This is a genomic window from Paenibacillus sp. GCM10023252, from assembly GCF_042653305.1.
Classification (GTDB): domain Bacteria; phylum Bacillota; class Bacilli; order Paenibacillales; family Paenibacillaceae; genus Pristimantibacillus.
This window is the reverse complement of record NZ_JBHSHW010000009.1, coordinates 428720-453441: the sequence shown is the minus strand read 5'-3', so window position 1 is coordinate 453441 and position 24722 is coordinate 428720. Positions and strand designations below refer to the sequence as shown.

Genomic DNA, 24722 nt, shown 5'->3' with positions numbered 1-24722 from the left:
GTCTTTATTCATTAGATCATTGAGATGATCCCTCGGTCATTTACTTCGCAGTCGCAGACTTGAACCATTCGTTCACTTCTGCTGTAATCTCATCACCGCCGGATGATTTCCACTTCTCAACGAATTTGTCGAAGTCCGATACCGGTGCCTTGTTATAGATAATGCTGATGAACGTTTCCTGCTCCAGCTTTCTGAGCGCTTCACTCTTGGAGATCATCGTCTTAGTCGGAGCGCCAAGGAACAGATCCTGCTTGGACGTATCTGCTTGCTGCAGCATCACATCTACCGCCTGCCAGCCCTTGTTTGTCTTAGGATTTTGCTGCTCCTCTGGCTTCGCTGAATTGTACCATTGGTTCTCCACAGGAGTTGTCGGCTTCTCTCCATTATAGAACTTCCGTCTCATCTCGAGGGTAAGAGCAGGATCAATCATAGGAGAAGAAGTGATGAAATGCTTGGATACCGAGATCGGCTGTGCATTCGGGAAGTCTTCTCTCACTCGGCTGACCTTGCCATCCTTCATGACATAATCATAGCCTTCATGCCAGCCGTTCTCATATGGGCTGCCTGCTTCCGGGTTGCTGTGCTTGAACAGCTCGTTCAGGTACAGGAATAGGGCATCGGTATGCTCGAATCCTTTTCTTACGACAAGCGTCTGGCCTGGAATGGTCGTTCCGTGACGTCCAACCTTGCCAGAAGGTCCAGCTGGAAGTGTAACAGGAGCTATGACAGCCTTAGGATTGTTCTTAAGCAAGGTGGCTTGTATTGGCCAGCCATACATCCAGATTGGACCGGCGATGATGCCCGATTGCTCGGAGGTGAACTGCTCAGAGCCCTTACGCTCGTCTAGTAGTCCAATGTCCTGTGACAGGTAGCCTTTTTTGAACCAATCCTGCATCTTCGCAAGTGCTTCCTTCACTTCAGGCTGGATTGAACCATATTCAAGTGTCCCCTTGTCTGTCCATGTGTTCCAATAGCCCGGGATGGCACCGTATCCACCGAAGATCCAGCTTGCATCTGTCATATACGTAGCGAATGGATTCACGTCATTCTTCAGGCCCAAGGCTAGAGGCGCCGGCTTGCCCAGCTTCTTCATGCCTTCCATAACCTTCTCCAGCTCGTCGAAGTTCGTAGGAGCCTTCATACTCATCTGATCCAGCCAGTCTTGTCTAATATAGAGCAGCGGATCATTATTCATCGATTCGCTTAAGATTGGTAATCCGTACCGCTTGCCGTCCTTAGATACCCCGTACCAATAGGTTGGGTCTGCGCCATAGATCGTCTTCACTTGCTCGGAAGCATACTTGTCGAAGGCCTCTGTAATGTCCATGACCTTGCCCGCTTCAATCAGTTCGCCAAGAATCTGCTTGTCGCCAATCATCATGACATCCGGCAGCTGTTGGTTGCCTGCCATGGCTAGACGAATCTTGTTCGTACATTGATCCGGGCTTGTTGTCCAGTCATACGTAATCTGGATGCCTAGCTTCTCCTTGGCCCATCTGGTGTGAACATTGTCTTCTATCGATTCTCCATCTCTGAAGGGCAGATTATTATTGCACTGGAAGGTGCTGATCTCGACAAGCGGATCGAACTTGCCCTTCGTGAAGCCTTCACTTACCGCTGCGGCTTCACCATTCCCTCCATTTCCATTGTTCCCACCGTTACCGCCGTTGCCACCGTTATTGCCGGAACAAGCAACGAGCGTACTGAAGGCCGTTGCGGTAACTAACATGACAGACATTGCCTTGCGTGTCTTGCTCCATCCCATGCTTCCTTGCATTTCATCTACCCCTTTTAGATGTAATAGGATCGTCCTTACATGATTAAGCATAGTGCTTGTAAGCGCATAACAATAGAACACTTTTCAAAGATTGATGATGTTAGATTAAGAACTTATGTTATTCCTTGACCGCACCTAGTACGATACCCTTGACGAAAAATCGCTGCAAAAATGGATAAACGAGCAAAATTGGGAGAGCTCCAATAAAGATCTGCGAAGCTCGAATCGTCTTCTCCGACATCTGGGCAAGTGTCTCGGAGTCCAACGTTCCATTCGTCGTATCAGGTACGATTAACATGTTCTGAAGCAAGGTGCTAAGCGGCCACTTCCCCGCATCTGTCAAGTAGATTAGGCCGTCGAACCAGGAGTTCCATTGACTGACTGCGATGAATAGAGAGATCGTTGCAATAGAGGGCATAGAGATCGGCAGATAGATTCGGAATAAGGTCGTCAGCTGCCCTGCCCCGTCAATGAAGGCGGCCTCCTCCAATTCCCTCGGAATATTGCGGAAGAAGTTCAGCATGAGAATGACATTGTATACATTAACAATACTCGGAAGAATAAGCGCCCATATACTATTCAGCAGCCCCAGCTCAAGGATCAAGACATAGGAGGGAATCAGTCCTCCGCTGAATAACATGGTGAAGACGAAGAACCAAGAGATCCACTTGCCCCCCTTCAGATTGAACTTGGACAGCGGGTAGGCCGTCAAGATCGTCACTAACAGTCCCAAGGACAGAACAAGCAGGACTCGGATGACGGAGATGACAAGCGCATCCAGGAACTTGGTATTCGACAGTGTCTCTTGATAAGACTTGAGCGTGAAGTCCACAGGCCAGAGTGTCACCAGATTCGCTGCTGCTGCGGATGCAGAACTGAACGACACGGCCAGTACGTGAATGAGCGGGAACAGACAGACTAACGAGATGAAGATAAGGAAGGCTATGTTGAGAATATAGAATACACGATAGCCGTTATTCTTGTAATACATACAATCCTGCTCCTCTCTTAGAAGATTCGATAATTCGCATACTTGTAGGCAAGTCTATAGGCAATAACAATGAACAGGAAGCCGATGAACGACTTGAATAATCCGACGGCCGTCGCGAACCCGAACTGGCTGCTTAGTATGCCTACCCGATAGACGAAGGTATCAATAATATCTCCCTTGTCGTAGACGAGAACATTATAGAGGTTGAAGATCTGGTCGAAGCCGGCATTCAGAATGCTTCCAAGAGATAAGGTCCCGACTACGACGATGATTGGAATCATAGCAGGAAGCGTCACATGCCAGGTCTGATCCAGCCTCGTAGCTCCATCCACTTCGGCCGCTTCATATAACGCCGGGTTCACAGCAGATAAGGCCGCCAGGAATACGATGGTGGAGAAGCCGAACTCCTTCCATGTATCGCTCACAATGACAACGACTCGGAACCAGTTACCATCCGTCAGGAAGTTGATGGGTCCTAGGTTGAACATAGGCAGGATGACGCTGTTGAACAGTCCCCTTGAAGATAACAGATCAAGCAGAATACCTCCAAGTATAACCCATGACATGAAGTGAGGCAGATAGACGAGTGTCTGAATGGATCTCTTGATTCCCGATTGTCTAATTTCATTGAGCAGCAGGGCGAATAGTAACGGAACGATGAGACCTACTATAATTTTCAACCCTGCAATAATTAATGTGTTCCAGATGACCTGCACGCTGTCTTCCCTTGTGAGCAAGGCTCGGAAGTGTTCCATTCCTACCCAATCTGAGCCGGTGACTCCGAGCCACGGCTTATAATCCTGGAAGGCAAGCACTAAGCCAGCCATAGGTACGTAATTAAATAGGATGACAAGCAACACGCCAGGCAGTAACATCAAGTATAGGATGCTATGTCCTTTATTCATTTTTTAGCTGCTCCCCTCTCTTGTCTCATGGTCTGCTGTTAATTTAACATGGGAGCTCGAGAGGAACTATAGCATCGTTTTAAGAATAGCTATGTTTGTTTAAGAAGTTCCATATGATTGGCACGGAGGGACCGCTATGTATGGTAAGCTAACGATGTATCAGAAGATGAATGTCATTGTCATATTCCTGCTTGCTCCTATTATTCTACTGAGTCTCTACTCGAGTCGAACGAGCAATGACGTCATCCGTCATGAGATTGAGAAGTCAAGTGATACGACACTCGCTCTGCTCTCCCATCAGATTGATGCCAGTGCGAATCAACTCACGACGTTAGCACTCTCCCTTAACCGGGATCCTTCTGTACGCACCTTCTCTAACGCAACGTATGCTCCAGGCGCTTACAACCGTTACTTCGTCATGTCCAACTTGTCAGAGAAGCTTGGTCTTACGAGCGCCTCAACGAACTGGCTCAATATCGTGACCGTCCATGCTCCAGGCATTAAGGAGAATGTATCGAGCACACTGAATTTCCCGAAGTATGACGCGAAGTATTTGGAACGCAAGTTTACTCCAAGCTGGTCCTATCAACCGGCAGACTTTCATTATGGCAGAGATGATTATTTTGTTCGTTTTTTTACCGAGACCGCTTACAATGATAACCGACCGCCTACTGACTACTCGGTTGTAACCGAAGTCTCCTTCTCTAAGCGCAACCTGGTGAAGCTGCTGGACCTGTTCAAGGCAGAGGACAACATTAACGATCCGCTCTTGTATAAGCCGGGGGAGAAGCCGATTATGAACTCCACTTCCCATTCGGACATGACCGGACAGCTCCTGACTAAGCTGGATGAAGCTGCTCTTCGTAATGGCGGCAGCACCAAGGTGGTCATAGACGGAGAGGAATATATGACGACCATTCAGAAGTCCGACACCTTAGAGTGGTATCTCATTGATTATGTTCCTGTTGATGATATTCTGGCGCCGATACGCCAGAGCAGCCTCCTCTTCTACACGACCTTAGCCATTCTGATTGTAATTGGATCTGCTCTGTCATATACCATCTACAAGAATGTGCAGCAGCCCATCCTGATGCTGGTCGGGACGGTGCGAGCGCTTATGCGAGGGGACTATTCGAAGCGTATCACCTATTATTCCGGACATCATGAATTCCAGTATCTCATCGATCAGTTCAACCTGATGGCCCAGCAGATTCAGGAGCTGATTGAGAAGGTGTATGAGTCTCGTATTCGGATGCAGGAGGCGAAGCTGAAGCAGCTTCAATCTCAGATTGATCCTCACTTCCTATATAATTGTCTGAACTTCATGAAGAACAGTGCGAGGATGAAGGACGAGGAGTCAGTCGTTCACATGAGCATTCATCTAGGGGAATATTACCGCTATGCGACAAGGCTCGAAGGTTCGGTAACCACACTTGCACAGGAGCTGCGGTTGATTGAGAACTACTTGGAGATCCATAAGCTAAGGCTGCATGAGCTTGAGTATGAGATGAATATTCCAGCTGCTCTCTTACTTCTTCCCGTTCCGCGTCTTATTCTTCAGCCTCTAGTAGAGAATGCCATTCAACATGGAGTAGAAGCGCAGACAGATGCTGGCCGTATTCGAATTAGCGGCAGCCGAGAGCAAGGCCGTATACGGCTCTCGGTGGAAGACAATGGTCCTGGGTTATCCTCCGAGGTCCGTAATCAGCTCGAGCGCAAGATTAGAGACAGCTCGAATGAAGAGCAGCTATGCGGACTATGGAATGTATCCCAGCGGGTTATGCTTCAATTCGGCAGAGTGGCTGCGGTGACTCTCGCATCCTCCGAGCTTGGGGGATTGATGGCAGCGATAGAGTGGGATGAGCTCGAGGGAGCAGAGGTACCCGAACCACCGCCAGATGGAAGACCAGATGACGGCCTGGATAGCAGTCGAACACTGTAGCGGCTGGTACAACAAGGAGGGTTCAGATGTACACATTAATGATCGTTGATGATGAACGACTAGTCGTAGACACACTGGCCAAGACCATTCCTTGGTCTTCCATTCAGATTGATTATGTACATCGAGCCTACTCTGCAGAGCAAGCGCTTCACATCATGAACACACATAGTATTGACATCGTTATTACGGATATCAGAATGCCTAAGGTGTCGGGGCTGGAGTTAATTGAGCAGATCAGGGCACTCGGGAAGCGAACGAAGTGTATCGTCTACTCTGGATACTCCGACTTCGAATATGCCCGGCAAGCAATGTCATCCCAAGTAGCGGAATATCTCCTCAAGCCTGCCCGAGATGAAGATATTCTAGCAGCTGTCGAGCGAATGTCCCGGTGTCTGGATGAGGAGTGGGGGCAGATTATTGCGGTGAACCAAGCTTCGACCTCCATACGCGATCATATGCCGCTGCTTCGTTCTTCCTTCTTGAAGGATCTCATTGCCGGGAAGAAGCTGTCTTCAGCAGAGCTGCAGTCGAAGCTTACGATGCTTCAGCTTCCATGGCATCCTGAAGATCGCTTCGCCTTCCTCGTCATTCGATTAGAGGAAGCCTATGCTCATTATGACGCTGAGAGCTTAGCCCTATTCGAATTCGCAATCGCTAATATTGCAGAGGAGACGATGGCTGAGCACTTCCACCTCTGCCATACGTCAGACTCCTACGATTATCTCGTCTTCCTCGTGAAGCTAAGCGATCACAAGGCACATCAGCTTCAGCAGACAGGCCATCGGTCGGCAGTAGACGAGCAGACACTGCTAGAGCAGTCAGCCATGAAGCTTCAAGATAATATTACGACTTACTTGAAGCGCAGCATCTCCTTAGTCGTCAGCACATGGCATCGGTTCCCAGAGGAAGTGCCCGAAGTATACCAAGCCTGCCTTGGCACGATGAGACGGTATATTGGCAATCAATCTGGCATCTACATGACACTATCACACCATCAGGAGGCTGCTGAGATTCAGACGTTGCAGAGCTTGTATGACCTTCCCAGTCTGGCGCAGCTGCTCGATATGGGCAGCCGCGAAGCGACTCTGACCAAGATTAACAAGGTCATGGATGAGCTGGAGAGCAAGTGGAGCAGCTCTAAGGAGCATCTGCTCGAAGCTTACTTCCATCTCTCCTCCGCATTCGTCTATGCGGTTCACAAGAATGGCAAATCAATGGAGCAGCTGCTTGCAGATGATTATGATGCTGCGCTAAGCCCTCGATTCCTCAGCATCCGTCAGCTGAAGGAATGGGCGGTACGTACGGCAACCAAGCTGTTCTATGATCTGGAGTCCAATCTTGTTGACCACAAGTCGAACGTCATCCCGCGAGTGAAGCAATATATACATGACCATCTGGCGGAGGATGTGACGCTGCAGGCACTGGCGGACCATATCTACCTCCACCCTGTCTACTTATCCACGATCTTCAAGTCAGAGACGGGAGAGAACATTCGGGACTATATTATCGGGCAGAAGATGGAGAAGGCCGCATGGCTGCTCAAGAACAGCAATGATAAGATCTACCAGATCTGCAGCCAGATCGGTTATCAGAATCCCCCATACTTCATTAAGCTGTTCAAGAAGTATTACGGCCAGACCCCTCAGGAATATAGAGAGACGTCGGCTTCCTCGTCAGGGGCTGATTAAGAGGAAGGAGCCTATGGATGCTGACCAGCTCCACAGGCTCCTATCTTGTATATATTATACCTTCAGAATATCCCAGCCAGCAGGCGGCTGGCCGAAGTCAGGCACCTCCAAGAATTCTCCTCCGCGCTTGGAGGACTCGTGTGCGATAAGTCCCGGTGCGAGGTAGTCTGCCGCTCGCCATGCATGATTAGGAGGAAGCTTATTCGTAGCTATTGATCTGACATAGTCATCTACTAAGAACTGGTGAGAGCCTAAGTGGCCATTCGGCTTATCATTGAACTCCACCGGGAGTCGATCCTTGTGATGTACCTTAGCAAGCAGGGAATTGAAGTCACGCTGCAACGCCTTATGCAGCCCTTCTTCATTGTCAATATTCACATAATCGCTCTCACAGCTTAACTCATCTGTTATGTTCATGACTTCTCCCTTAATGGTTGACCATACAGATCCGAGCGCATTCTCTTCATAAGCCGCCTCAAGGCCGAACATGTTCATGTACACACTGTTCGCGCCGCCCCAGCCTACCCGACGGAACTCATTGAATCTCGCCATTCCGCCGTCAGAAGTTCGAACAATGGCTGTCTCATTGCTGAACGGGTTATCCCAGTGGTTGCCTCCGACGCGGAATATCCCGTCTTCATTGCGGTCTTCATACCCCAGACATGCCACCTTGGTCGCCTTAGCACCAGTGACCGACAGAATCATACTAACCGAATGTGTCGGATAATACATGGGAGGAATACCCGCAACCTTCTTCCAATCCTTCCCCCCGGAATACTTGAACGCATCATAGAAGCCATGAGACATATCATGGATATATTGCGCTTCACCGTAGACGAACTCGCCGAATGCGCCCGCTTGGAACTGATCTCTGCAATAGACCGTACTTGGATAGTAGTAACTGGTCTCCCCCGTCATATAGATGAGGCCTGATCGCTTCACTTCTTCCAATATACGAGAGATCTCCTCGAGAGATTGTGCCATTGGCACGGCACAGTATACATGCTTGCCGGCCTGCAGCGCCTGAATCGTCTGTGGACCATGAAGATGCCGCTGAGTGAAGATGGCCACCGCATCAACATCACTCTTCAGCATGTCCTCGTAGGTCGTGAACATTCGGGTCATTCCGAATGCCTTGCCGAACTTCTCTCTTCGTTCAGGGAGCAGCTCTGCTAAGCTCACTTCTCCTACCATCGGATGGGCTTGGAATAACGGAATGAAGCATTGGGAGAACTGTCCTGCCCCGACTACACCTATCTTAAGTTTCATATGCAATCCCTCTCGATCGTTGACTATGGTTGTTGATGCCATTCTATTATTACTCATTCCAAGTACATCTGTATTTAGTCACAAGTGTCAAAGATGTTGCCAAAAGCACACTAGACTTGCAACCATGATTGATCATCTTGAGTTGATTGGTTGGTAATAGATATCCCCCATCATATGGAGCAGGATTACAGACCGTATGAAGACTCCTTCTACTTCCCTATCAATCGTTATCCATTCCAATCATCATAACCATAATTTAATAAATTTCAGTACCTTGCATTGAACAGTACCTGTTGATATACTGTAACCACTAACTACATGACTAAGGTGATGCGATGAATATTCAATTCAAAAAAGGTGTACTTGAGCTATGCGTGCTAGTTCTCACCTTAGAAAAAGACAGATACGGCTACGAGCTGGTAAGCGCCATATCTGAAAACTTCGAAATCGCGGAAGGCACGATCTACCCCCTCCTGCGACGACTCACGAAGGAAGGCTACTTCACCACTTATCTAATCGAGTCCAGAGAAGGGCCTCCTCGAAAGTATTACAAAATATCAGACGAGGGAAAAGCTTATGTATCCATACTAATTGGTGAATGGGAAAGCTTAGAGCAAGGAGTTAACAAATTAATTCGCAAGGGTGTGTCGCCATGATTACAAGCCAATTTCTACAAGAATTAAACAATCATCTAAGCAAGCTCTCCTCCGAAGAACGAGCAGATGTGTTGTCCGATTATGAAGAGCATATCTTCTCGGCCATGGAACAGGGAAAATCCGAGGCAGAAGCCATACTGGCATTAGGTCATCCGAAAGTCATAGCAAAAGCGATTCTAGCTGAACAATATGTTGATCAGGCAACCACTGCAAGAAATCCTTATATGCTGGGCCGTGCTGTATTCGCAACGGTGAGTCTCGGGTTCTTCAACATCGTCGTTGTGCTGGCTCCTCTTGCTTCATTACTTGCCGGATTGATTGCCTTATATGCGATCGCTGCTGCTCTAATCCTCTCCCCTCTACTTGGTGTCTTCATGCTGAGTACGGGGTTCGACTGGAGTATCCTCTATGCCATGATGCTTGCCCTTGGTGCAGGTATATTGGTGTTCATCGGCCTATGGTCATTAACTAAGCTAATTAAAAGGTGGCTCATCCAATATTTGAAATATAATATTCGATTAGCTAGGGGAGGGCAGCACAGATGATTAAAAAGTGGATGACCATAGCGGTCGCACTCGTTATTATCGGAGCAGCTGGATTAGGAGTCGAGTTCACTCGCGGCAATCTGCTAGACCGAATAACAGCACAAGTTCCCTATTCGAAGACGGTTGAACTGGAGATGGCGGGTATAGATTCGCTTGTAATTCATGCTTCAACAGGAAATATGCGCGTTGCCCCCTACTCCGGTAGCAAGCTCCTTGTTCGTGTACATGGAACAGTATCCAAAAAAACAATAAATGATATTCAGCTACAAGCTGCACCTGCAGCTGGGAATCCGTCACAAGCACACATTCAGTTCAACCATCGATCCAAGTGGTATGTCGTTCCAGACAATGCGAAGGTAGCCATTGAGATCTCCGTTCCGCAAAAGGAGTACAACCAACTTGAACTCCGATCTTCACATGCGGATATGGATGTGGATGCTCTTACATCTAAGTCAGTGATCGTCAGTGGTGGTTCTGGAGACATCACCCTCTCCAATGTAAGCTCATCAATAAACATTAAAACGAATACAGGAGATATCATGGTTCAGGGTAAAAGCCTGCCAGCGGATATGAAGATTTATTCGAATAACGGTGACACGATCCTCCAGCTCTCGGACAACCCGGATGATGTCACCTATGACTTGATGACGAAAAACGGGGAAGTTAAATTTTATAATCAAAGCGGCTCCAATCATGTGTATGGCATGCTCGGCAATGGAGATAACCAATTGAACATCAAATCCAGCAACGGGGACATTACCGTTCGTGTCCGTTCTGATAAGAGCAGGTGACATCAGGATGAACACGATGCAGCTCGATCTGCGCATTCAGGCCAAAAAGCTGATTCAACACCTGTGGATGACCTGGGAGAAGGGCTTCGACCTTCTATCCAGACTATCCAGCAAGCATGTATTCCAATTCGGTATATGCAAGCTCATGGTTAAAAAATATAAAGGTCCCAACATTCCATGTTCAGACGGCAGCTGGATTAACAATGGGGAATGGATTGGTGAGCTTCACATTAATAATGACCATATTAAGCATATGCTCCAATCCGAGCAACCTGATCGAGTAGCCTTACAAACCGCTCGCTTAGGGCGTAAGGCGCTCCAAGATATTAGCAATGCTCTTGACAGCTATCCGGAGCTTGCCCATATAACCGGTCTAACAGGCATTACTATGCTGCATAGAGGCATTGTGTATGGGGCTGGATTCGAACTCCATCCTCTGCAGCAGGGTTGGTTCAAAAAAGTGACTACCATCTATCTAAGACTCTTAATGAAGGTTATGCACCCTTCAGGAAGTGCACGAGTGAACAATTATGAACACAAGCTGTACCCTATGCTATTAGTATTCTCCAAACCGGCATTGTATAAAAAGTATCCCCCTCAAGGAAAAATAAAATAAACAAAGGAATGAGACTCATATTCACACAAGAAGCAAGTAACAGCAAAAACGAAAACGCCGTATCTCTCCATGCTGTATCAAAAATATATAAAGGAAAAGTAGATTACAAGGCCTTACAAGAGGTCAGCTTCGGATTCTCAAAAGGCACCTTCACTGCTGTGATGGGTCCATCTGGATCCGGCAAGTCTACCTTGCTTCATTGTGCAGCAGGACTTGACCGCCCAACCTCTGGTCAAGTGATGCTGGGCGATATCGACATTAGTCAGCTCAGAGAGCCTAAGCTTACGAAGATCAGACGCAAGAAGGTTGGCTTCGTATTCCAAGCCTTCAATCTGATTGATTCCCTCTCGGTATGGCAAAATGTATTGCTTCCCCAACGACTTGCGGGGATTCGGCCAGATCGGAAGTGGGCTAAGGAGGTGCTGAGAAGAGTGGGACTTGCAGGACGAGAACATAACAAACCAAGTCAACTATCTGGCGGGGAGCAGCAGCGTGTCGCTATTGCACGAGCGCTGGCCTCGCGTCCAGAAGTGCTATTCGGCGATGAGCCGACTGGAGCACTTGATCTGCGCACGGGTATGGATGTCCTTCAATTAATCAGACAATCCGTTGATCAAGAGGGTCAGACGGTTATAATGGTTACTCATGACGCAGCGGCTGCGGCTTGGGCTGATCAAGTCGTATTCCTCGCGGATGGGCAGCTGCAGGGCACCTTGACTCGTCCAACTATTCAACAAGTGAGTACCCGAATGATGGAGCTTAGCGCACGATGATACGATTAGCTGCTGCTACCCTTGCTAGCCGAAGAACAAGCTTCGCCGGCAGCTTCCTTGCCGCAACGCTCGCCATCGCTCTTATGTCCGCTTGCAGCCTGCTCATGTTCTCAGCGATCAACAGCAACAGCGATATACCGTCAGTTCGATTCCATGGTGTCGATCTATCTGCTGCTGGTGACAGGAATATCTATGTACAATCGGACGACGAGACTAACCGTGAACGAGTGATCGGAGCCCCCCTCCTTGCCTTAGATACAATAGTTAAGGTTGAAGCTATTGAGGGTGTTCAAGAGGTTATTGCTGATCAATCCTTCAATCTTGGCATGTACAACAAGTCAGGTGAGGCAGTGAGTGGAATAGAAGGGTCACCCCTCATCGGTCACGGCTGGAGCTCTGCGAGATTATCCAGGTTCGAATTAGATGGCAGAGCCCCTGCTTCTGGAGATGTGGTCGTCGAACAGAACTTCGCTAAGTCCGCTGACCTAAGTATCGGGGATTCCGTTACGATTATATCAAGGCTGATAACCAAGGAGTATCGAATCTCTGGGTTAGCTATACTGCCAAGCGGACTAAGCATGTCTTCTCAGAGTACGTTGTTCTTCGCTAATCAGGATGCTGCAAGTCTCGCCGGTACTGTTCAACCTACTGCCATTGGGATTATTGCCACCCCCGGAACCAATCTGGCTGAGCTTGCAGACCTAATTGAGAATGCCACGGAACAAGAGGTCAAGGTATATACCGGTTCACGCAGAGGGCTAGCGGACTTCCCCAGCTCATCGGTGAACTATACAGGTGCAATTGCGATATTTGGAACGATGGGTGGAATAACCGCATTTGCTGCCATATTCGTCATTGCCGGGACGGTATCCTATGCCGTTAGACAGAGGTTAAGGGAGCTAGCCCTATTGCGCACGATTGGAGCTACCACTAGGCAAGTGAAGCGAATGATAGCAGCTGAGACGTTCATCCTCGCGATTAGTGCAATCTTAACCGGATTACCATTAGGTTACTTATGCTCAGCTCTGCTGGGAGATGAGTTCCGCCGAATCGGAGCAGTGCCTCCGTCGTTCCAGATTCACTACGACGCACTGCCCTTCTTCATTGCTGCTGCAATCGGTCTTGTTGTGATGCAGCTATCAGCTGCGATTGCCAGCAGAACTGGCGCTCGTGTTGCACCAACACAAGCACTCCGTGAGACGGTTCAAGAGGCAAGCGATATGCCCATAGTCAAGTTAATTGTAGGAATACTAACGTTCGGAGGCGGATTAGCCGTCCTTCTCTTCACACCGATGAAGGGTGGGATTGGTGTCGGTATGGGCTTCATCGCATGCAGCTTGCTTCTATCCTCAGCAGCTCTTCTAGGCTCGCTGCTGATGAAGCTTATTGGAAGCTTGATAGGGATTGCTATTCGAGCCATTGGCGGAGTTGCGGGCAGCATCGCTGTTGCTGGTGTCACTGCGCGGGCAACCCGGATGGCGGGAGCTGCAATGCCTCTCGCTCTTATGATTGCAATCAACGGAACGATGCTGCTGAACAGCAGCTTGTTAACCGATATGATCAGTGATCAGCAAGCGAGCCGTTCCGAAGGGACAACCATCGTGACAGCTAAGGGGAGTAACGGCCTGCCTATGGATATCGTAAGCGAGCTGTCAGCAGGAGGGAGGTCGTTGTCCGGAACAGTTCCAACAACGGTCTATATGCAGCAAGGCGACAAGCCGCAGAACTATGCCGCTCAAGGGCTGTATCAGTCTGGAGCGCAGCCCCCGCTTGACTTGAAGGTGACTGATGGGAGTCTGCAGAGCATGGGTGCGAGTTCAGTTGCGGTAAGCAGCGAACTAGCTGAGCGTTACGATCTGAACATCGGGAGTACGATCAAGCTATGGCTGCCTGATACAACCCATGACTCCTTCCGAGTGATTGCTGTCTACGACTTATCCGAAGGGTTCGGTCACTTCGTACTTCCCTATGAGCGAATTGCTGCAGCTGATCCGTATGGCTTCCTGACAACCTTGTATCTAGAAGATCAGTCTCGACGAACCGCTATGTCTGAGGATGTGGATCGGGCCCCCGCTATAACCGATGGACTGAAGGCTCAATATCCGATGTTAAGGATAGCATCTTCAGAAGAACAAGATGACAGGATGAACGACGCTGAACAGAGTGCACAGCAAGCATCCTTATATTTATTAATGGCCATATCCATTGGATTCATGTCCATAGCAGTAATTAACACATTCGCAATGGCTGCCTCGGACCGAACAAGAGAATTAACAGACCTCCGATTAGCAGGGGCAACGCCTGGGCAACTGCGTAGAATAATGGGGTGGGAGACAACGCTAGTTGTAACCGCAGGAATCTTCATCGGAGTCCTCATCACACAGGTTGTAATCGGCGTATTCAGCCAAGCTCAAGATGGGCTATGGCGCTGGATCATTCGTCCAGATCTCTATATTGGGTTAATAACGGGTACCATGATTCTAGGAATGCTATCGGGTATCGTTCCTGCAAGCAGGCTGATCAAGCGCAGCACCCCGTACCATTAATTAGTCGATTCTTCATCTTGTGCGGCAAGCAGCTGAGCCATGAGCCCCATCGCCATCTGCGAGATGACCCGGTAGCCGCTTCGCTGCAGCTCCTCCCCATTCTTGTTGCTCTGCGCGGTTCCCGTCATGAAGCCGTCTGGGGTTAGATATTGGAGGAGAGCTTGTGTAACCTCCTCCAAGTCCATCCCAACCGTATAATCCGGAAGACCAACACGTCCAGCTATGACAGCTGCTGCAGCAATAGCGGCAGAAGCAGACGTATCTACTCCCGTCTCCGGAGCATCGAGGAAGCAGCTCCATAGACCTTGCCTATTGCGATAGGAGTTAGCCGCGTTCATCGTCCGAGCGAACTCCTGCTCGATGAGTCTAAGCTGTTCCGAATCCACGAGCCCCTGATCTGACCATACCTCAAGGCAGCGGACTAGGCCAAGCAAGTGCCAGGCATAGGCTCTTCCCCAATTGCGGAAGGTTCGAACACCGTCATTCCTTGTCCTGAGGCATAAGGCATCGCCATCCCAGAGGTGATCCCTGCGGTGTACGAGTTGATGGTAGGCAAGCTGAGCGAGCTTCCGGTCTCCTCGCTGCTTCGCAATAACAGCTAGCGGGTAGGCAATTGTATAACTGCCCTCCGCGGATAAGGTATCTCCGTCTTGAATAACCCCTCTCGCATCCGTATGAGCAAGCATGAACTGAGCCGCACGGTCCACTAGCGGACTCTCAGGCTCGAGCTTCGCCAGAATAGCAATAGGCAGTGTGGATTCAATGCCGTAGAATACTCCGTCCACCGGGCAGCTCCTAGGATCTTCATAGATAAGTTCACCATCTGAGGTGATGTATTGATCGAGATGGCTGCGAACCGCAGAATGATAACCCAGATCCAGGAGACCATCCAGCACGCAGCCTTCCATCCAGCCGAACTGCTGAATGGAAGCTAAGGAATTCATACGCTCATGGAAGGATTGGAGCTTGGTCTGTGCAGATTGGGCGAGTAGATGAGGGAGCAGCGCCGGCTCACGAATGGCCGTATCCGAGCTCTGCACCAAGAACCATAGGGCAGATTGTCCCTTCGTCATCCGAAGCCCAACCCCTTCCTTCAGAGCTTCAAGTGCATCATTCAAGGATAACGGGAGCTCCAGCATCTGGAACACAGGAGCATAACGAATGTCTAATGTACCAAGTACTCTCTCTGTCCCAAGTGTAACGACTTCAACCAGTAAGTCTTCGCGTACATCTATGGCCGTGCAGATACGAAGCCTTGTATGATCCGTCATTAGGAAGTCCTTGTCATGCCAATGGAGGATAGTCAGCTCTCCTCCTGGGACAACGGCTCTTGCTGACCAGCCTAGCGGTACTCTCTTGCCATCCGGCAGAGCAGCCTCTGGTGCTGTCACTCGATGGACCGTTCTGTACATCTTCATTCCCCCTGCCTCATGATAGAAGCAGGAACCTTCTCATACAGACGAAGATTCCTGCTTAATACTTGCTGCTCCTGTCCTTACAACACCACGTAGATCTGACCGTCTTCGACTTCTACCTTATACCCTCTCAGCTTCACCTTCTCATCGACAAGATGCTGGCCTGTCAGCAGATCGAATTCCCAGCCATGCCATGGACAGCGCACAATCTCCCGATCTCTTCCGTACTTATACTCGTACACCAGCGAGGGCATCTTCGTTCCACAGACGACACCTTCGCATACCGGCGCCCCGCCATGGGGACATACATTCCTCCATGCGTAGTAAGCATCACCGACTTGGAATACACCAATCTCCATTCCCTTAATCGTTGTAATGACTCTACCTGATTGCTTAAGCTCCTCGGCAGAAGCCACAGCATAACGCTGTTCGGTTGCGGTCATGCAGGTTACACCTCCCCTGCTGCGGAAGCAGTCTGCTGATCTGCGAGTACAGGCGCTTCATGCAGGCCATATAGTTCCATCGCATTATGAACGAGAATTCTGCTGCGAAGCTCCTTGCGGATCGGCTGCAGCGCCATCTTCGGATTATCGAAGTCCCAATGCGGATAGTCCGAGGAGAACATGACCGTGTTGCCCGCATCCACCATATCTAGAATCTGATTGAGATGCTCACCGTTCGCCGGCTCTTCAATCGGCTGTGTAGTTAGTCTAATATGTTCCTTAATGTATTCGGAAGGCAGGCGCTTCAGCCAAGGCACCAGATCCCTGAGTCCCTTGTAGTTCTTATCCATACGCCACATGAGATGCGGCAGCCATCCGATGCCGCCTTCGATCGCGACGAACTTCAGCTTAGGGAACTTCTCGAACACCCCTTCACAGACTAAGGAATTCACATGCGCCATATAGTTAATAGGAAGAATATTGTGCCATTCGAAGTAGCTCGTCGGGTATCCCGAAGGGGTTGGCGCCCCAGATATCCCTCTGCCCTCCGTGCCAGGATGCACCGCCACAGGCAGACCGTTACGCTCAGCTGCTTCATAGATGGGATGGAAGAACCGCTGGCCATACAGCATTCGTGATCCGCTGCACATGATGACCTGAACCATATCCTTATGCTTCGCCATCCGGTCAATCTCCTTGGCCGCTGCCTGCGGATCGGAGTGATTCACGAGAATGGAGCCCTTATAGACCGGACTTGCCTTCAGCCAAGTCTCCACGAGCCAATCATTGTAAGCACTTGCCACCACATTGGCATAATCCGGATTCGGGTTCAGCGAGATGCCTAATATACCTGAGCCCGTCAGCACGCCATAGTCAATTCCATACTTATGAAAATGATGCTTAAGCATAAACTGCGGGTCACTGCCCGGAGTTCCACCCTCATCAGTCTTCGCGTCGGAGCGCAGTACGCTAATCGGAGAATGCCATCCTCCACCATAGCCCGGCCCTGCTGACATCCAGTATTCGTGCCAGACCCTAGGCAGGTAAGGCAGCAGATCCTTCGAGTGGGCAATTGCATTATGGACATCTGCATCAATAATTCTCGGAGCAGCCATCGTATCTCTCTCCCTTGTGAATCTTAGTATTGTCCTTTAATTAACTATACTGTAACCCGAAATTGCGGATAGGTACATGAAGAAAAAAACGAATAATCTGGATTATTGTTAGATAGGTTGGATGCGCCTTCATAAAGAAAGGGAACCTCACTGTCCGAGGTTCCCTCCAAGTCCTTAATTCACGGATACATCATCTAAGCCTACCCAGCCGCCTTGTGCCTGAGGTGCAGATACCCACACCTTAATTGATTGATTTGCTGCAGCATTAAACGTGAAGGTTACTTTTTTGTACGATCCATCTGCAACAACAACTCGTGAATCGACCAAGCTCCCGCCCACATCTACACCGAGCTTCACATTAGCCGTATTCGTTATGATATACGCAGTCACGGTATAGGTCTTCGTCTCCGGCGCCCATACGGTCTGAGAGAGTCTTGTTGCTGCAGTAGTGGCATAAGCTGCCTTATACTGCCCGCCATAAACGCCAGTATTCGTTACGGTAATGCCAGCCGCATTCTGTTCCTTCGTCCAGCTTCCTGTGCTTCCCCATTCGAAGCTTGGATTGCCAATTAGGTTCTGACTCTCATAGGCCCCGCGGTCAACCGCTGCACCCTTAGGGCGCGGCTTGTAGATCAGATCATTCGTCGGAGCGAGCGTTGTAGTGCCCGTATCTATTGCCGGTGAACCAGATTGGACAGTGAAGTCACCGGTTCCTGCATTGCTATAGAGCGGATCTCTAACGATATCGTTAGCGCCAGTCACAGTCGGGGCAGCATTGTAATACACATTGTAATTATAGCTTACATTGCTGTTATTCAAGTTAGGATTCATCTTTTTCCCCGTACGTGCATACAGGATGTTGTTATACAAGTTTACATTCGTGCTGTCTTGTGCGTAGATCTCACCATAATCCAGCTGGGAGGAATTCTGATAGGATGAGTTATTGATGATGTCTACATTAGCACTCGAATAGGAATGAATACCAGAGCCTCCATTTAAGTAGACGAGGTTGTTTGTGACCAATGTTTTACCCGTATACGGAGCCAGTCTGCCATTCAGCTGCGTGTTTTTGTTATCATCAATAATAATGCCGTTTCCGTCAGAGTAGATTTGATTTTTAGCCCACATAATGAAGGTTTTATTGTTGTACACGCGATTGTTTCTGACTATGTTCTTGTAGCTGGTTGTATTGGTATCTGAATTGTAAGAGTGGAATACACTGATTCCGCTTGTCGCATAGATGTTGTACCAAGAGGTATCGAAGACGGTATTATTCTCAATTGTAATATAATCGGCTTCCTCTGCTACAATGCCGCCACCAGGCGTTTTATGAACTTTGTTCCCCGCAATGACGATATGGTGCGGATTCGGGCTGCTCACATTCGTCGGCTTAATATAGATGCCATTCGTATTCGTAGGGGCCATATAGTTCCAGTCCACCGTGCCTGAAGCGACGTTGCTCATATAGTGGTCATATCTCGCTTGGCCTGCACTTACGCTCAGATTCGCATTATTCCCCTCGATCTCGAGCCCTTCAATTCGAATATAGGAAGCACTGCTAATAACGATATGATTCCAGGCCGTACTTGTGCTCAGCTTCGGTGTATGTCCAGGATAGGCCTTGTAGGTAATGTAAGCGTTAGGTGCTCCCGAACGGGTAACCTTGAATACCGCTTCACCTGATGTCTCATTGTAGGTTCCATTCATGATGTAGACCGTATCCCCTGCATTGGTTCGATCCGCTGCGTATTGAATCGTTCTATAAGGGGTCGAAGGGGACGTTCCGTAACCGTTTGCATTTTGTCCAGTCGGACTAACATAATACGTGACAGGGTCGGCTGCGTATGCCGCTTGGTTAGCGAGGCCTGACAGATTACAGCCCATGACGAGCAGAACTAGAGCTAATAGCTTGATGAAGAGGGGCTTGCTGAGGAAGCTATTCCAGGAGCGGTCATTTACATATTGCATCATTCAAACCTCCATTATTAGTTTCTACACTGCCGTTTTGGTTTTAATGGCAATTGCTCGATTAGCTGCGCGAACTAAGATCCCCCCTCTCATTTTGAGTTTTAAGCGCTTACATGAATTCACACTCCCAACATAACCTATTAATTACGATCAAGAACATAGCATAGTTTTAAGATTCGATCTGTTTGTTTAAGATATTTGGCTCTAGCCACAATTAGATCGTATTTCCAATTATTGCACTCAAAAAACACCTTGAAGGCACGAGGCCATTCAAGGTGTTCGTAAATCTGAAAGGTTAATTAGTTTGGGCAAGCTTCAATGCAATTGCCTTTATGTCATTCAAATCAATTTTCCCGTTGTTGTTAATGTCAGCCAATCGTACAGCATCCCAATCAGGAGAATTGGTCGTTTTATTCAGATGCTTCTTGGCGAATACAACATCATGATAATCTACTTTTCCATCCGGCTGCCCGCTGACAGGACCGCTAATATCCTCTGTGATATAAGACACCTGAACCGCTAGACTTGCTCCCTCTGTCAGCAGCTTCTTCTCTTGTTCACTCCAAGCGATCGTGCTTGAGGAGAGATTCACTTGTTGATTAACCCTCTTGGGCTGCCAAGTAAGCTTCACTAACGGGCTCCCTGTAGATACTGTGCCGTTGGTACTGCTAGCCTTAATTAGCAGTTCACCCGGTGTGGAAGTATTGATCTCTTCAATGGTTAACCCTTGTTGCAACGATACGGCCTCAACCAATTGCAAGGCTGCAGTATCATATTTAATCGTTGTGCTGAAGCTTTTTATCATTCTCTGAACAGGCGCGTTCATGCCATAGTTCGTCGTTAAGAGCTGGTGGGATGGAATACTGCCCGGACCAGTCAGCGACTCACTCACCGTGACATCTGTCGTCTTCGTGTCATAGATGTAGCTATCCTGCGTATTGCCTGCGGAGTCTCTAGCTGTAACCTTAATGGCATATTCGGTATCTGGCTGCAAGTTCGTTAAGGTGAAGGACGTGCCTGTAATCGGCTGTGTGTTTACTTTTTGCGAGCCATTATACACATCATATGTGACCGTTCCTGATGGGTTATCGTCCGTTGATGCATTCCAAGCTAAGTTAACGGTGTCATAGGTCTTGCTAGCTGCTCTTACATAAGACGGTCTTGACGGCTTGGATGTATCGGTTGTTGTCGTAGACGTTGTGAATACATCGCTTGTGGAGGAGTTTCCTCCCTTATCTGTTGCTACAATCTTGAAGTTGTAAGCGGTCGCTGGCTGCAGATTCTTAATGACGTAGTCGCTTGGGAAATAGACTCTCTCCGTATTAACCTTGGCGTCATTCATATAGATATCATAGAATATTTCGTTAACCGCGTCGTCGTCTGCAGGGCGGGTCCATCTGAGCGTAATGCTCGTTAAGGACTTGGCTTGAGCGGTAATGCCTGTCGTCTTCGGCGGTGCCGTCGTATCCGTTACAGTCGTGCCTATGATATCCTGACTGGAGGTGACGTTGCCTGCCTTATCTCTCGCTCTCACGGTAATCGTATAGGCTGTCCCTGAATCCAGGTATTCCAGCTTGTTCGTTAGAGCGGATGTTACGTTATACAGCTTCCCATCCTTCATAATCTCATACACGACAGACCCCTCATTATCCGTAGCTGCACTCCAGGAGATCTGAATCGTATTCAAAGTCGAATTGGTAACCGTCACATTCAATGGCTGTGTTGGCGGCGTCGTGTCCGTCACTGGCAGCGGGGCTGGCAGCGTGTTGTTCGGGTATGGAGCATAATCATACAAGTTCGGCATGTTGCCGGTAAGGACCAGCATGCTCATCATCATCACCGCATCCTGGTAATAGCCGCCCGGCCAATCGGTTGTGGGCTCCAGTGTGCGCAAGTAATTGTACATGAGATCCAGTGAAGCTTGATTGGAAGAGTCAACCATTGCAGCAACGGCCATCGGTCCAACCATATTGCGAGGGGATGGACTAGCCGTTCTAACGGTTCCATCAATATTGTAGCTCTGGGCAGCTGTAGCTGGATTGCCATTAATCTTCGTCATGAACCACTTCACATTGCGATCTGGGAAGTCATGGGCCAGGCTATTGTTGGAGGTGCCATTCCATAGGAAGTCCTGCCCTACCCGCCAAGGAAGCCTGCACGGATCGAAGCCATAGCTGGTCGAATTGGAATCTGGACCGTTAGGACCCGTATACGTAGGAACTCCTGTTGAGGACAATACCCACTTGTAAGGTACTAGCCCAGTTGAAGGATTCAAGTTGTAGAAGTGGTTGAACATCCCATAAGCAGCATCCTCAGCTTTTTCCCATCGCTCATCTCCTGTTATCTCGCCGAACAGGTTGAACCATCCAGGTATTTCGTAGGAGCTGATGACGGATGTAATCGTTGTCTGGGCTTGCTTCACAATATAAGAAGGCTTATAGATGAGGAACTCCATAATATCGGTAATGATGGTCTTGGCTTCTTCCAGGTAGTTAATCTCCCCGTCACTGCCCCATTGCTTATGAGCCATTAGGAGAGAGACAGCCACATCAAGATCTCCGTCTGGAGCAGAGTAAGGATCAATGCTGTTGCCATCCTTGTCTACCTTCCAGCCCATGAAGTTGTAGCCGGGAGATAGCCCGCGCTTGTAGTATCGGAACAACCCATCGAAGTCCGTCCGGCCACTGTTGCTAGGATTGGCCATATAGACGCTGATGAGCATGGCGAAGCCCATTCCTTCGGAACAAGTCCCATTCTTATAATTCGAATCATAGGAACGAATCCGGACTTCTCCCGGCTTAGCCCCATCTGTTGTTATATACAGGTCACGCCACTTCGTATACAAGTTCAGCATGTCCCGATTGAGTGTATCACGGTCAAGGCTCGGCATGATGCCATGGGGATACGATACGTTATGCGGGAATGGATATTGCTCGCTTCCAGACAAGAAGCTGCTGCTAGCAGGAGCACTAGTATTGGCTGATACGCTCGGAGTATGGATACCATAGGAAGCAGTAGATAGAGTCACAGCTGTAACGATGGAGCAGGCGACCCATTTTGATACTTTTGTTAACTTAGTCTTTCTCGGTTTCATTGATACAACTCCTTTTAGCTTATTCGTTTACATCCTGTCCTTTCTTACCGAAGCTCTCCCTCCTTTAGAGTATACAAACGCTTACAATACCCTCTATCAACATACCCTATGTTTTGTCACGAAGGACATAGTATAGTTTTAAGATTCACAGTGTTCAATTAAGAATATCTCAATTCCTTAGAGAATAGGGCTTGTCGAATTGCCCCTCCGCCTCCAAGACGGCAGGGAGCTTCATAAGATGCTGGAAGAGGGATGATTACGCCAGATGATCGGGCATACCTATCGCCCCCCTTCCACTGCAGCCTGTTATTCTATCTCTCCTACATGGAACGTGAACTCAGCTTGCATACTTGTTGTTAGATAAGCACTACGGAGCTTGAAGTCTATCATGAATACTGGAATAGCCGTCAGATGATTGTTCATGAATACCTGTTGTCCAATTGTACATTCCATTGCTTGTGGATTGTACCCTATCGTGACCATCCCTTGTTCCCCTTCAATTCGCACGGTTCCGTCCTCCCCGATGAGTGGTTGATGGGTAGTAATGAACCGCTCGGTAACGAATCCAGGCGGACGTTCGAAGGTATACGAGTCCTTAAGCCTTATTGGCTGTTCATTGGAATGGTCCCAGTGAAATTCTCGAATTAGTGATCTTAAGTTCGGCACATCATAGGCACCGGCCAGCTCCATGCGGAACCAGTCTTGTGCTTCAGACTGCTCGACATCTAGTATAGCAGCCCTGAATTGCTCCCCTGCCTGTTGATATTGCCCTTCAACAATGGGCACGGAATGCCCCTGCGAGCCATTACCAACGAGAGAATAACGGTCCGGTCCGAAGTACTGCGCCGTATATTCCCCTGCACCTAAGTCGGTAAGCAGCGTCTCCCCTCGGTAGTGGATGACGAAGTGTCCGACATCATTATGATTATGATGTTGTCCGTTATGTCCACCTATCGCTGCGAAGCAGACTGCCTTCCCTGCCGTAGTTCTTCTGCGGATGAGGAACTGGGCATTACAGAAATAGTGGGACTCCTCCGCTGGCTCCTCTAAGGCATACCTGCTGTCGCTCCAGACAAAATTTCTCACGACCTGAACCCAGTAATGGTAATTCTTATTCCCCACCCGGCTGCCAGACGTACTCATAGGAATCTGCATCTCTGGAAATACGCTCTTGAGGCGATGGGTCAGTACGGGAACATACGGGTGGCTGTGATGCCCGTCTGAGTAGGCGACAACATTCCCTTCACTCAGATACACCCTCTGAGGATATAGAGCGATCTGTCTAATCTTAGGATCTGACAGCAGATCGAGCTTACCGGCCGTTCTCTCCTTCAGAAGCTCCGCGAAGTAGACATAATGGCCGAACCCATACTCCCAGTAGGCCAGACCTTCCGGACAGAAGCCATCCTCCTGATAGCTGAGCAGGAAGCTCTCCAATCCGCTAATGACCCTTAACAAGAACGGGGCCAAGATCTTGTTGTCCTTGATTAAGTACAGCGCCGCAGCACCTGCTCCTCCTCCACAGACGGCAGCCCAGTTATGCTCTTGCACCTCCCAGCCGAAGAAGCTGTTAAGCTCGTAGAACGGTTCAATGATACGCTCGGTCACCTCCTTCCTTGCCCGATAGACGACAAGGGGCGACAGCCTGTCTTCGAGAAGATCTACAATCTCAGCTAGCGCAAAGCCTGTCATGACATTAGTGAGCTCTACACTTCTCCGATGAGGGCGCTTCGTCTCCTGAACTCTGCCTTCCGTCGTCAGATGATTAGCGTCATCCAGGATAATATCATTCACGCCAAGATGTGCCGGCATTGCCCACGTATATTCGTCGCATATGGCCCAGATAATGTCTTGCAGCTCCGAGAGATACCGATCATCCTGATGAACCATGGTGAGAATGGCGAGCGAGTTCAACCGGCTTCGGTGCTCATTGTAATGCTGAGCATATTCCTTCCGTGACCCAGTCTCGCTTATGATTCGGAAGGCGGAATAAGGAATAACGGAGATGGACTTCTTGAGATGCTCCTCCGCCAGACGTTCCGTTTCCTGAAGCATCTCTTTCCAGAAGGGCTCTGTACGAATAAGCTCCCACCTTCTAAGATCCCTTGCTTCAGCGAATAGGGCTTGATGATCACCTTTCTGTTCCGTTCCATACTGCAGGGCTTCATAGATTTGCTGAATATTCATC

18 protein-coding genes are annotated in these 24722 nt (G+C 49.0%); 8 read left to right on the top strand and 10 right to left on the bottom strand.

What is annotated here, in order from left to right; all coding sequences use genetic code 11:
• Window positions 1-40: 40 nt before the first annotated feature.
• From ACFO9Q_RS07805 to ACFO9Q_RS07795, 3 genes are all read right to left on the bottom strand, one after another.
• Window positions 41-1777, bottom strand: coding sequence for an ABC transporter substrate-binding protein (locus ACFO9Q_RS07805; RefSeq protein WP_379180432.1), 1737 nt, complete (start codon window positions 1775-1777; stop codon window positions 41-43).
• Between the two features lie 118 nt (window positions 1778-1895).
• Window positions 1896-2768, bottom strand: a complete 873-nt coding sequence (locus ACFO9Q_RS07800) for a carbohydrate ABC transporter permease (RefSeq protein ID WP_379180429.1) — start codon at window positions 2766-2768, stop codon at window positions 1896-1898.
• A 17-nt stretch (window positions 2769-2785) separates the two neighbouring features.
• The gene (locus ACFO9Q_RS07795; RefSeq protein WP_379180427.1) at window positions 2786-3673 is read right to left on the bottom strand and encodes an ABC transporter permease; all 888 of its coding nucleotides are present in this window, start codon (window positions 3671-3673) and stop codon (window positions 2786-2788) included.
• A gap of 136 nt (window positions 3674-3809) precedes the next feature.
• On the opposite strand from ACFO9Q_RS07795, the gene ACFO9Q_RS07790 reads away from it, so the two are divergent.
• Both ACFO9Q_RS07790 and ACFO9Q_RS07785 read left to right on the top strand, forming a co-directional pair.
• Window positions 3810-5615 carry a sensor histidine kinase gene (locus ACFO9Q_RS07790; RefSeq protein ID WP_379180425.1) on the top strand — a complete coding sequence of 602 codons (1806 nt, stop codon included), beginning with the start codon at window positions 3810-3812 and terminating at the stop codon, window positions 5613-5615.
• A 26-nt stretch (window positions 5616-5641) separates the two neighbouring features.
• Window positions 5642-7303, top strand: coding sequence for a response regulator transcription factor (locus ACFO9Q_RS07785; RefSeq protein WP_379180423.1), 1662 nt, complete (start codon window positions 5642-5644; stop codon window positions 7301-7303).
• 54 nt (window positions 7304-7357) lie between these two features.
• Here ACFO9Q_RS07785 and ACFO9Q_RS07780 read toward each other — a convergent pair whose 3' ends face one another.
• Window positions 7358-8572: a Gfo/Idh/MocA family protein gene (locus ACFO9Q_RS07780; protein ID WP_379180421.1), complete on the bottom strand. Its 1215-nt coding sequence runs from the start codon at window positions 8570-8572 to the stop codon at window positions 7358-7360.
• A gap of 335 nt (window positions 8573-8907) precedes the next feature.
• Here ACFO9Q_RS07780 and ACFO9Q_RS07775 point away from each other — a divergent pair, with 335 nt between their 5' ends.
• The 6 genes from ACFO9Q_RS07775 to ACFO9Q_RS07750 are packed head-to-tail and all read left to right on the top strand — an operon-like array spanning window position 8908 to window position 14499.
• Window positions 8908-9228, top strand: coding sequence for a PadR family transcriptional regulator (locus ACFO9Q_RS07775; protein ID WP_379180419.1), 321 nt, complete (start codon window positions 8908-8910; stop codon window positions 9226-9228).
• Entirely contained in the window at window positions 9225-9773 is a 549-nt protein-coding gene (locus ACFO9Q_RS07770; protein WP_379180417.1) for a DUF1700 domain-containing protein, read from the top strand. Before ACFO9Q_RS07775 ends, ACFO9Q_RS07770 begins: the two co-directional genes overlap by 4 nt.
• The gene (locus ACFO9Q_RS07765) at window positions 9770-10564 is read left to right on the top strand and encodes a DUF4097 family beta strand repeat-containing protein (protein ID WP_379180415.1); all 795 of its coding nucleotides are present in this window, start codon (window positions 9770-9772) and stop codon (window positions 10562-10564) included. Before ACFO9Q_RS07770 ends, ACFO9Q_RS07765 begins: the two co-directional genes overlap by 4 nt.
• Before the next feature lie 7 nt (window positions 10565-10571).
• Window positions 10572-11180 (top strand): YkoP family protein, encoded by a 609-nt coding sequence (locus ACFO9Q_RS07760; RefSeq protein WP_379180413.1) that lies wholly within the window; start codon window positions 10572-10574, stop codon window positions 11178-11180.
• 8 nt (window positions 11181-11188) lie between these two features.
• Window positions 11189-11953 (top strand): ABC transporter ATP-binding protein, encoded by a 765-nt coding sequence (locus ACFO9Q_RS07755; protein WP_379180411.1) that lies wholly within the window; start codon window positions 11189-11191, stop codon window positions 11951-11953.
• Complete coding sequence (locus ACFO9Q_RS07750) at window positions 11950-14499, top strand: FtsX-like permease family protein (protein WP_379180409.1); 2550 nt, start codon at window positions 11950-11952, stop codon at window positions 14497-14499. The genes ACFO9Q_RS07755 and ACFO9Q_RS07750 overlap by 4 nt, the downstream gene beginning before the upstream one ends.
• Here ACFO9Q_RS07750 and ACFO9Q_RS07745 read toward each other — a convergent pair.
• The 6 genes from ACFO9Q_RS07745 to ACFO9Q_RS07720 all read right to left on the bottom strand — a co-directional run bounded on the left by ACFO9Q_RS07745 (window position 14496) and on the right by ACFO9Q_RS07720 (window position 24721).
• Window positions 14496-15911: a glycoside hydrolase family 88 protein gene (locus ACFO9Q_RS07745; protein ID WP_379180407.1), complete on the bottom strand. Its 1416-nt coding sequence runs from the start codon at window positions 15909-15911 to the stop codon at window positions 14496-14498. The genes ACFO9Q_RS07750 and ACFO9Q_RS07745 overlap by 4 nt on opposite strands.
• 83 nt (window positions 15912-15994) lie before the next feature.
• Complete coding sequence (locus ACFO9Q_RS07740; protein WP_379180405.1) at window positions 15995-16357, bottom strand: Rieske (2Fe-2S) protein; 363 nt, start codon at window positions 16355-16357, stop codon at window positions 15995-15997.
• Between the two features lie 5 nt (window positions 16358-16362).
• Window positions 16363-17472 (bottom strand): amidohydrolase family protein, encoded by a 1110-nt coding sequence (locus tag ACFO9Q_RS07735; protein WP_379180403.1) that lies wholly within the window; start codon window positions 17470-17472, stop codon window positions 16363-16365.
• A 174-nt stretch (window positions 17473-17646) separates the two neighbouring features.
• Window positions 17647-19443 (bottom strand): choice-of-anchor Q domain-containing protein, encoded by a 1797-nt coding sequence (locus tag ACFO9Q_RS07730; RefSeq protein ID WP_379180401.1) that lies wholly within the window; start codon window positions 19441-19443, stop codon window positions 17647-17649.
• Window positions 19444-19735: 292 nt separating this feature from the next.
• Entirely contained in the window at window positions 19736-22534 is a 2799-nt protein-coding gene (locus tag ACFO9Q_RS07725; RefSeq protein ID WP_379180399.1) for a glycosyl hydrolase family 8, read from the bottom strand.
• Between the two features lie 306 nt (window positions 22535-22840).
• Complete coding sequence (locus ACFO9Q_RS07720) at window positions 22841-24721, bottom strand: hypothetical protein (protein WP_379180397.1); 1881 nt, start codon at window positions 24719-24721, stop codon at window positions 22841-22843.
• Window position 24722: the final 1 nt, after the last annotated feature.

Bases quoted from the DNA above. Each gene is read 5' to 3' on its own strand.
- ACFO9Q_RS07730 (WP_379180401.1), bottom strand. From the start codon at position 19,443: ATGATGCAATATGTAAATGACCGCTCCTGGAATAGCTTCCTCAGCAAG.
- ACFO9Q_RS07785 (WP_379180423.1), top strand. From the start codon at position 5,642: ATGTACACATTAATGATCGTTGATGATGAACGACTAGTCGTAGACACA.
- ACFO9Q_RS07725 (WP_379180399.1), bottom strand. From the start codon at position 22,534: ATGAAACCGAGAAAGACTAAGTTAACAAAAGTATCAAAATGGGTCGCC.
- ACFO9Q_RS07720 (WP_379180397.1), bottom strand. From the start codon at position 24,721: ATGAATATTCAGCAAATCTATGAAGCCCTGCAGTATGGAACGGAACAG.
- ACFO9Q_RS07775 (WP_379180419.1), top strand. From the start codon at position 8,908: ATGAATATTCAATTCAAAAAAGGTGTACTTGAGCTATGCGTGCTAGTT.
- ACFO9Q_RS07765 (WP_379180415.1), top strand. From the start codon at position 9,770: ATGATTAAAAAGTGGATGACCATAGCGGTCGCACTCGTTATTATCGGA.
- ACFO9Q_RS07745 (WP_379180407.1), bottom strand. From the start codon at position 15,911: ATGTACAGAACGGTCCATCGAGTGACAGCACCAGAGGCTGCTCTGCCG.
- ACFO9Q_RS07750 (WP_379180409.1), top strand. From the start codon at position 11,950: ATGATACGATTAGCTGCTGCTACCCTTGCTAGCCGAAGAACAAGCTTC.
- ACFO9Q_RS07780 (WP_379180421.1), bottom strand. From the start codon at position 8,572: ATGAAACTTAAGATAGGTGTAGTCGGGGCAGGACAGTTCTCCCAATGC.
- ACFO9Q_RS07805 (WP_379180432.1), bottom strand. From the start codon at position 1,777: ATGCAAGGAAGCATGGGATGGAGCAAGACACGCAAGGCAATGTCTGTC.
- ACFO9Q_RS07735 (WP_379180403.1), bottom strand. From the start codon at position 17,472: ATGGCTGCTCCGAGAATTATTGATGCAGATGTCCATAATGCAATTGCC.
- ACFO9Q_RS07770 (WP_379180417.1), top strand. From the start codon at position 9,225: ATGATTACAAGCCAATTTCTACAAGAATTAAACAATCATCTAAGCAAG.
- ACFO9Q_RS07800 (WP_379180429.1), bottom strand. From the start codon at position 2,768: ATGTATTACAAGAATAACGGCTATCGTGTATTCTATATTCTCAACATA.
- ACFO9Q_RS07740 (WP_379180405.1), bottom strand. From the start codon at position 16,357: ATGACCGCAACCGAACAGCGTTATGCTGTGGCTTCTGCCGAGGAGCTT.
- ACFO9Q_RS07795 (WP_379180427.1), bottom strand. From the start codon at position 3,673: ATGAATAAAGGACATAGCATCCTATACTTGATGTTACTGCCTGGCGTG.
- ACFO9Q_RS07755 (WP_379180411.1), top strand. From the start codon at position 11,189: ATGAGACTCATATTCACACAAGAAGCAAGTAACAGCAAAAACGAAAAC.
- ACFO9Q_RS07760 (WP_379180413.1), top strand. From the start codon at position 10,572: ATGAACACGATGCAGCTCGATCTGCGCATTCAGGCCAAAAAGCTGATT.
- ACFO9Q_RS07790 (WP_379180425.1), top strand. From the start codon at position 3,810: ATGTATGGTAAGCTAACGATGTATCAGAAGATGAATGTCATTGTCATA.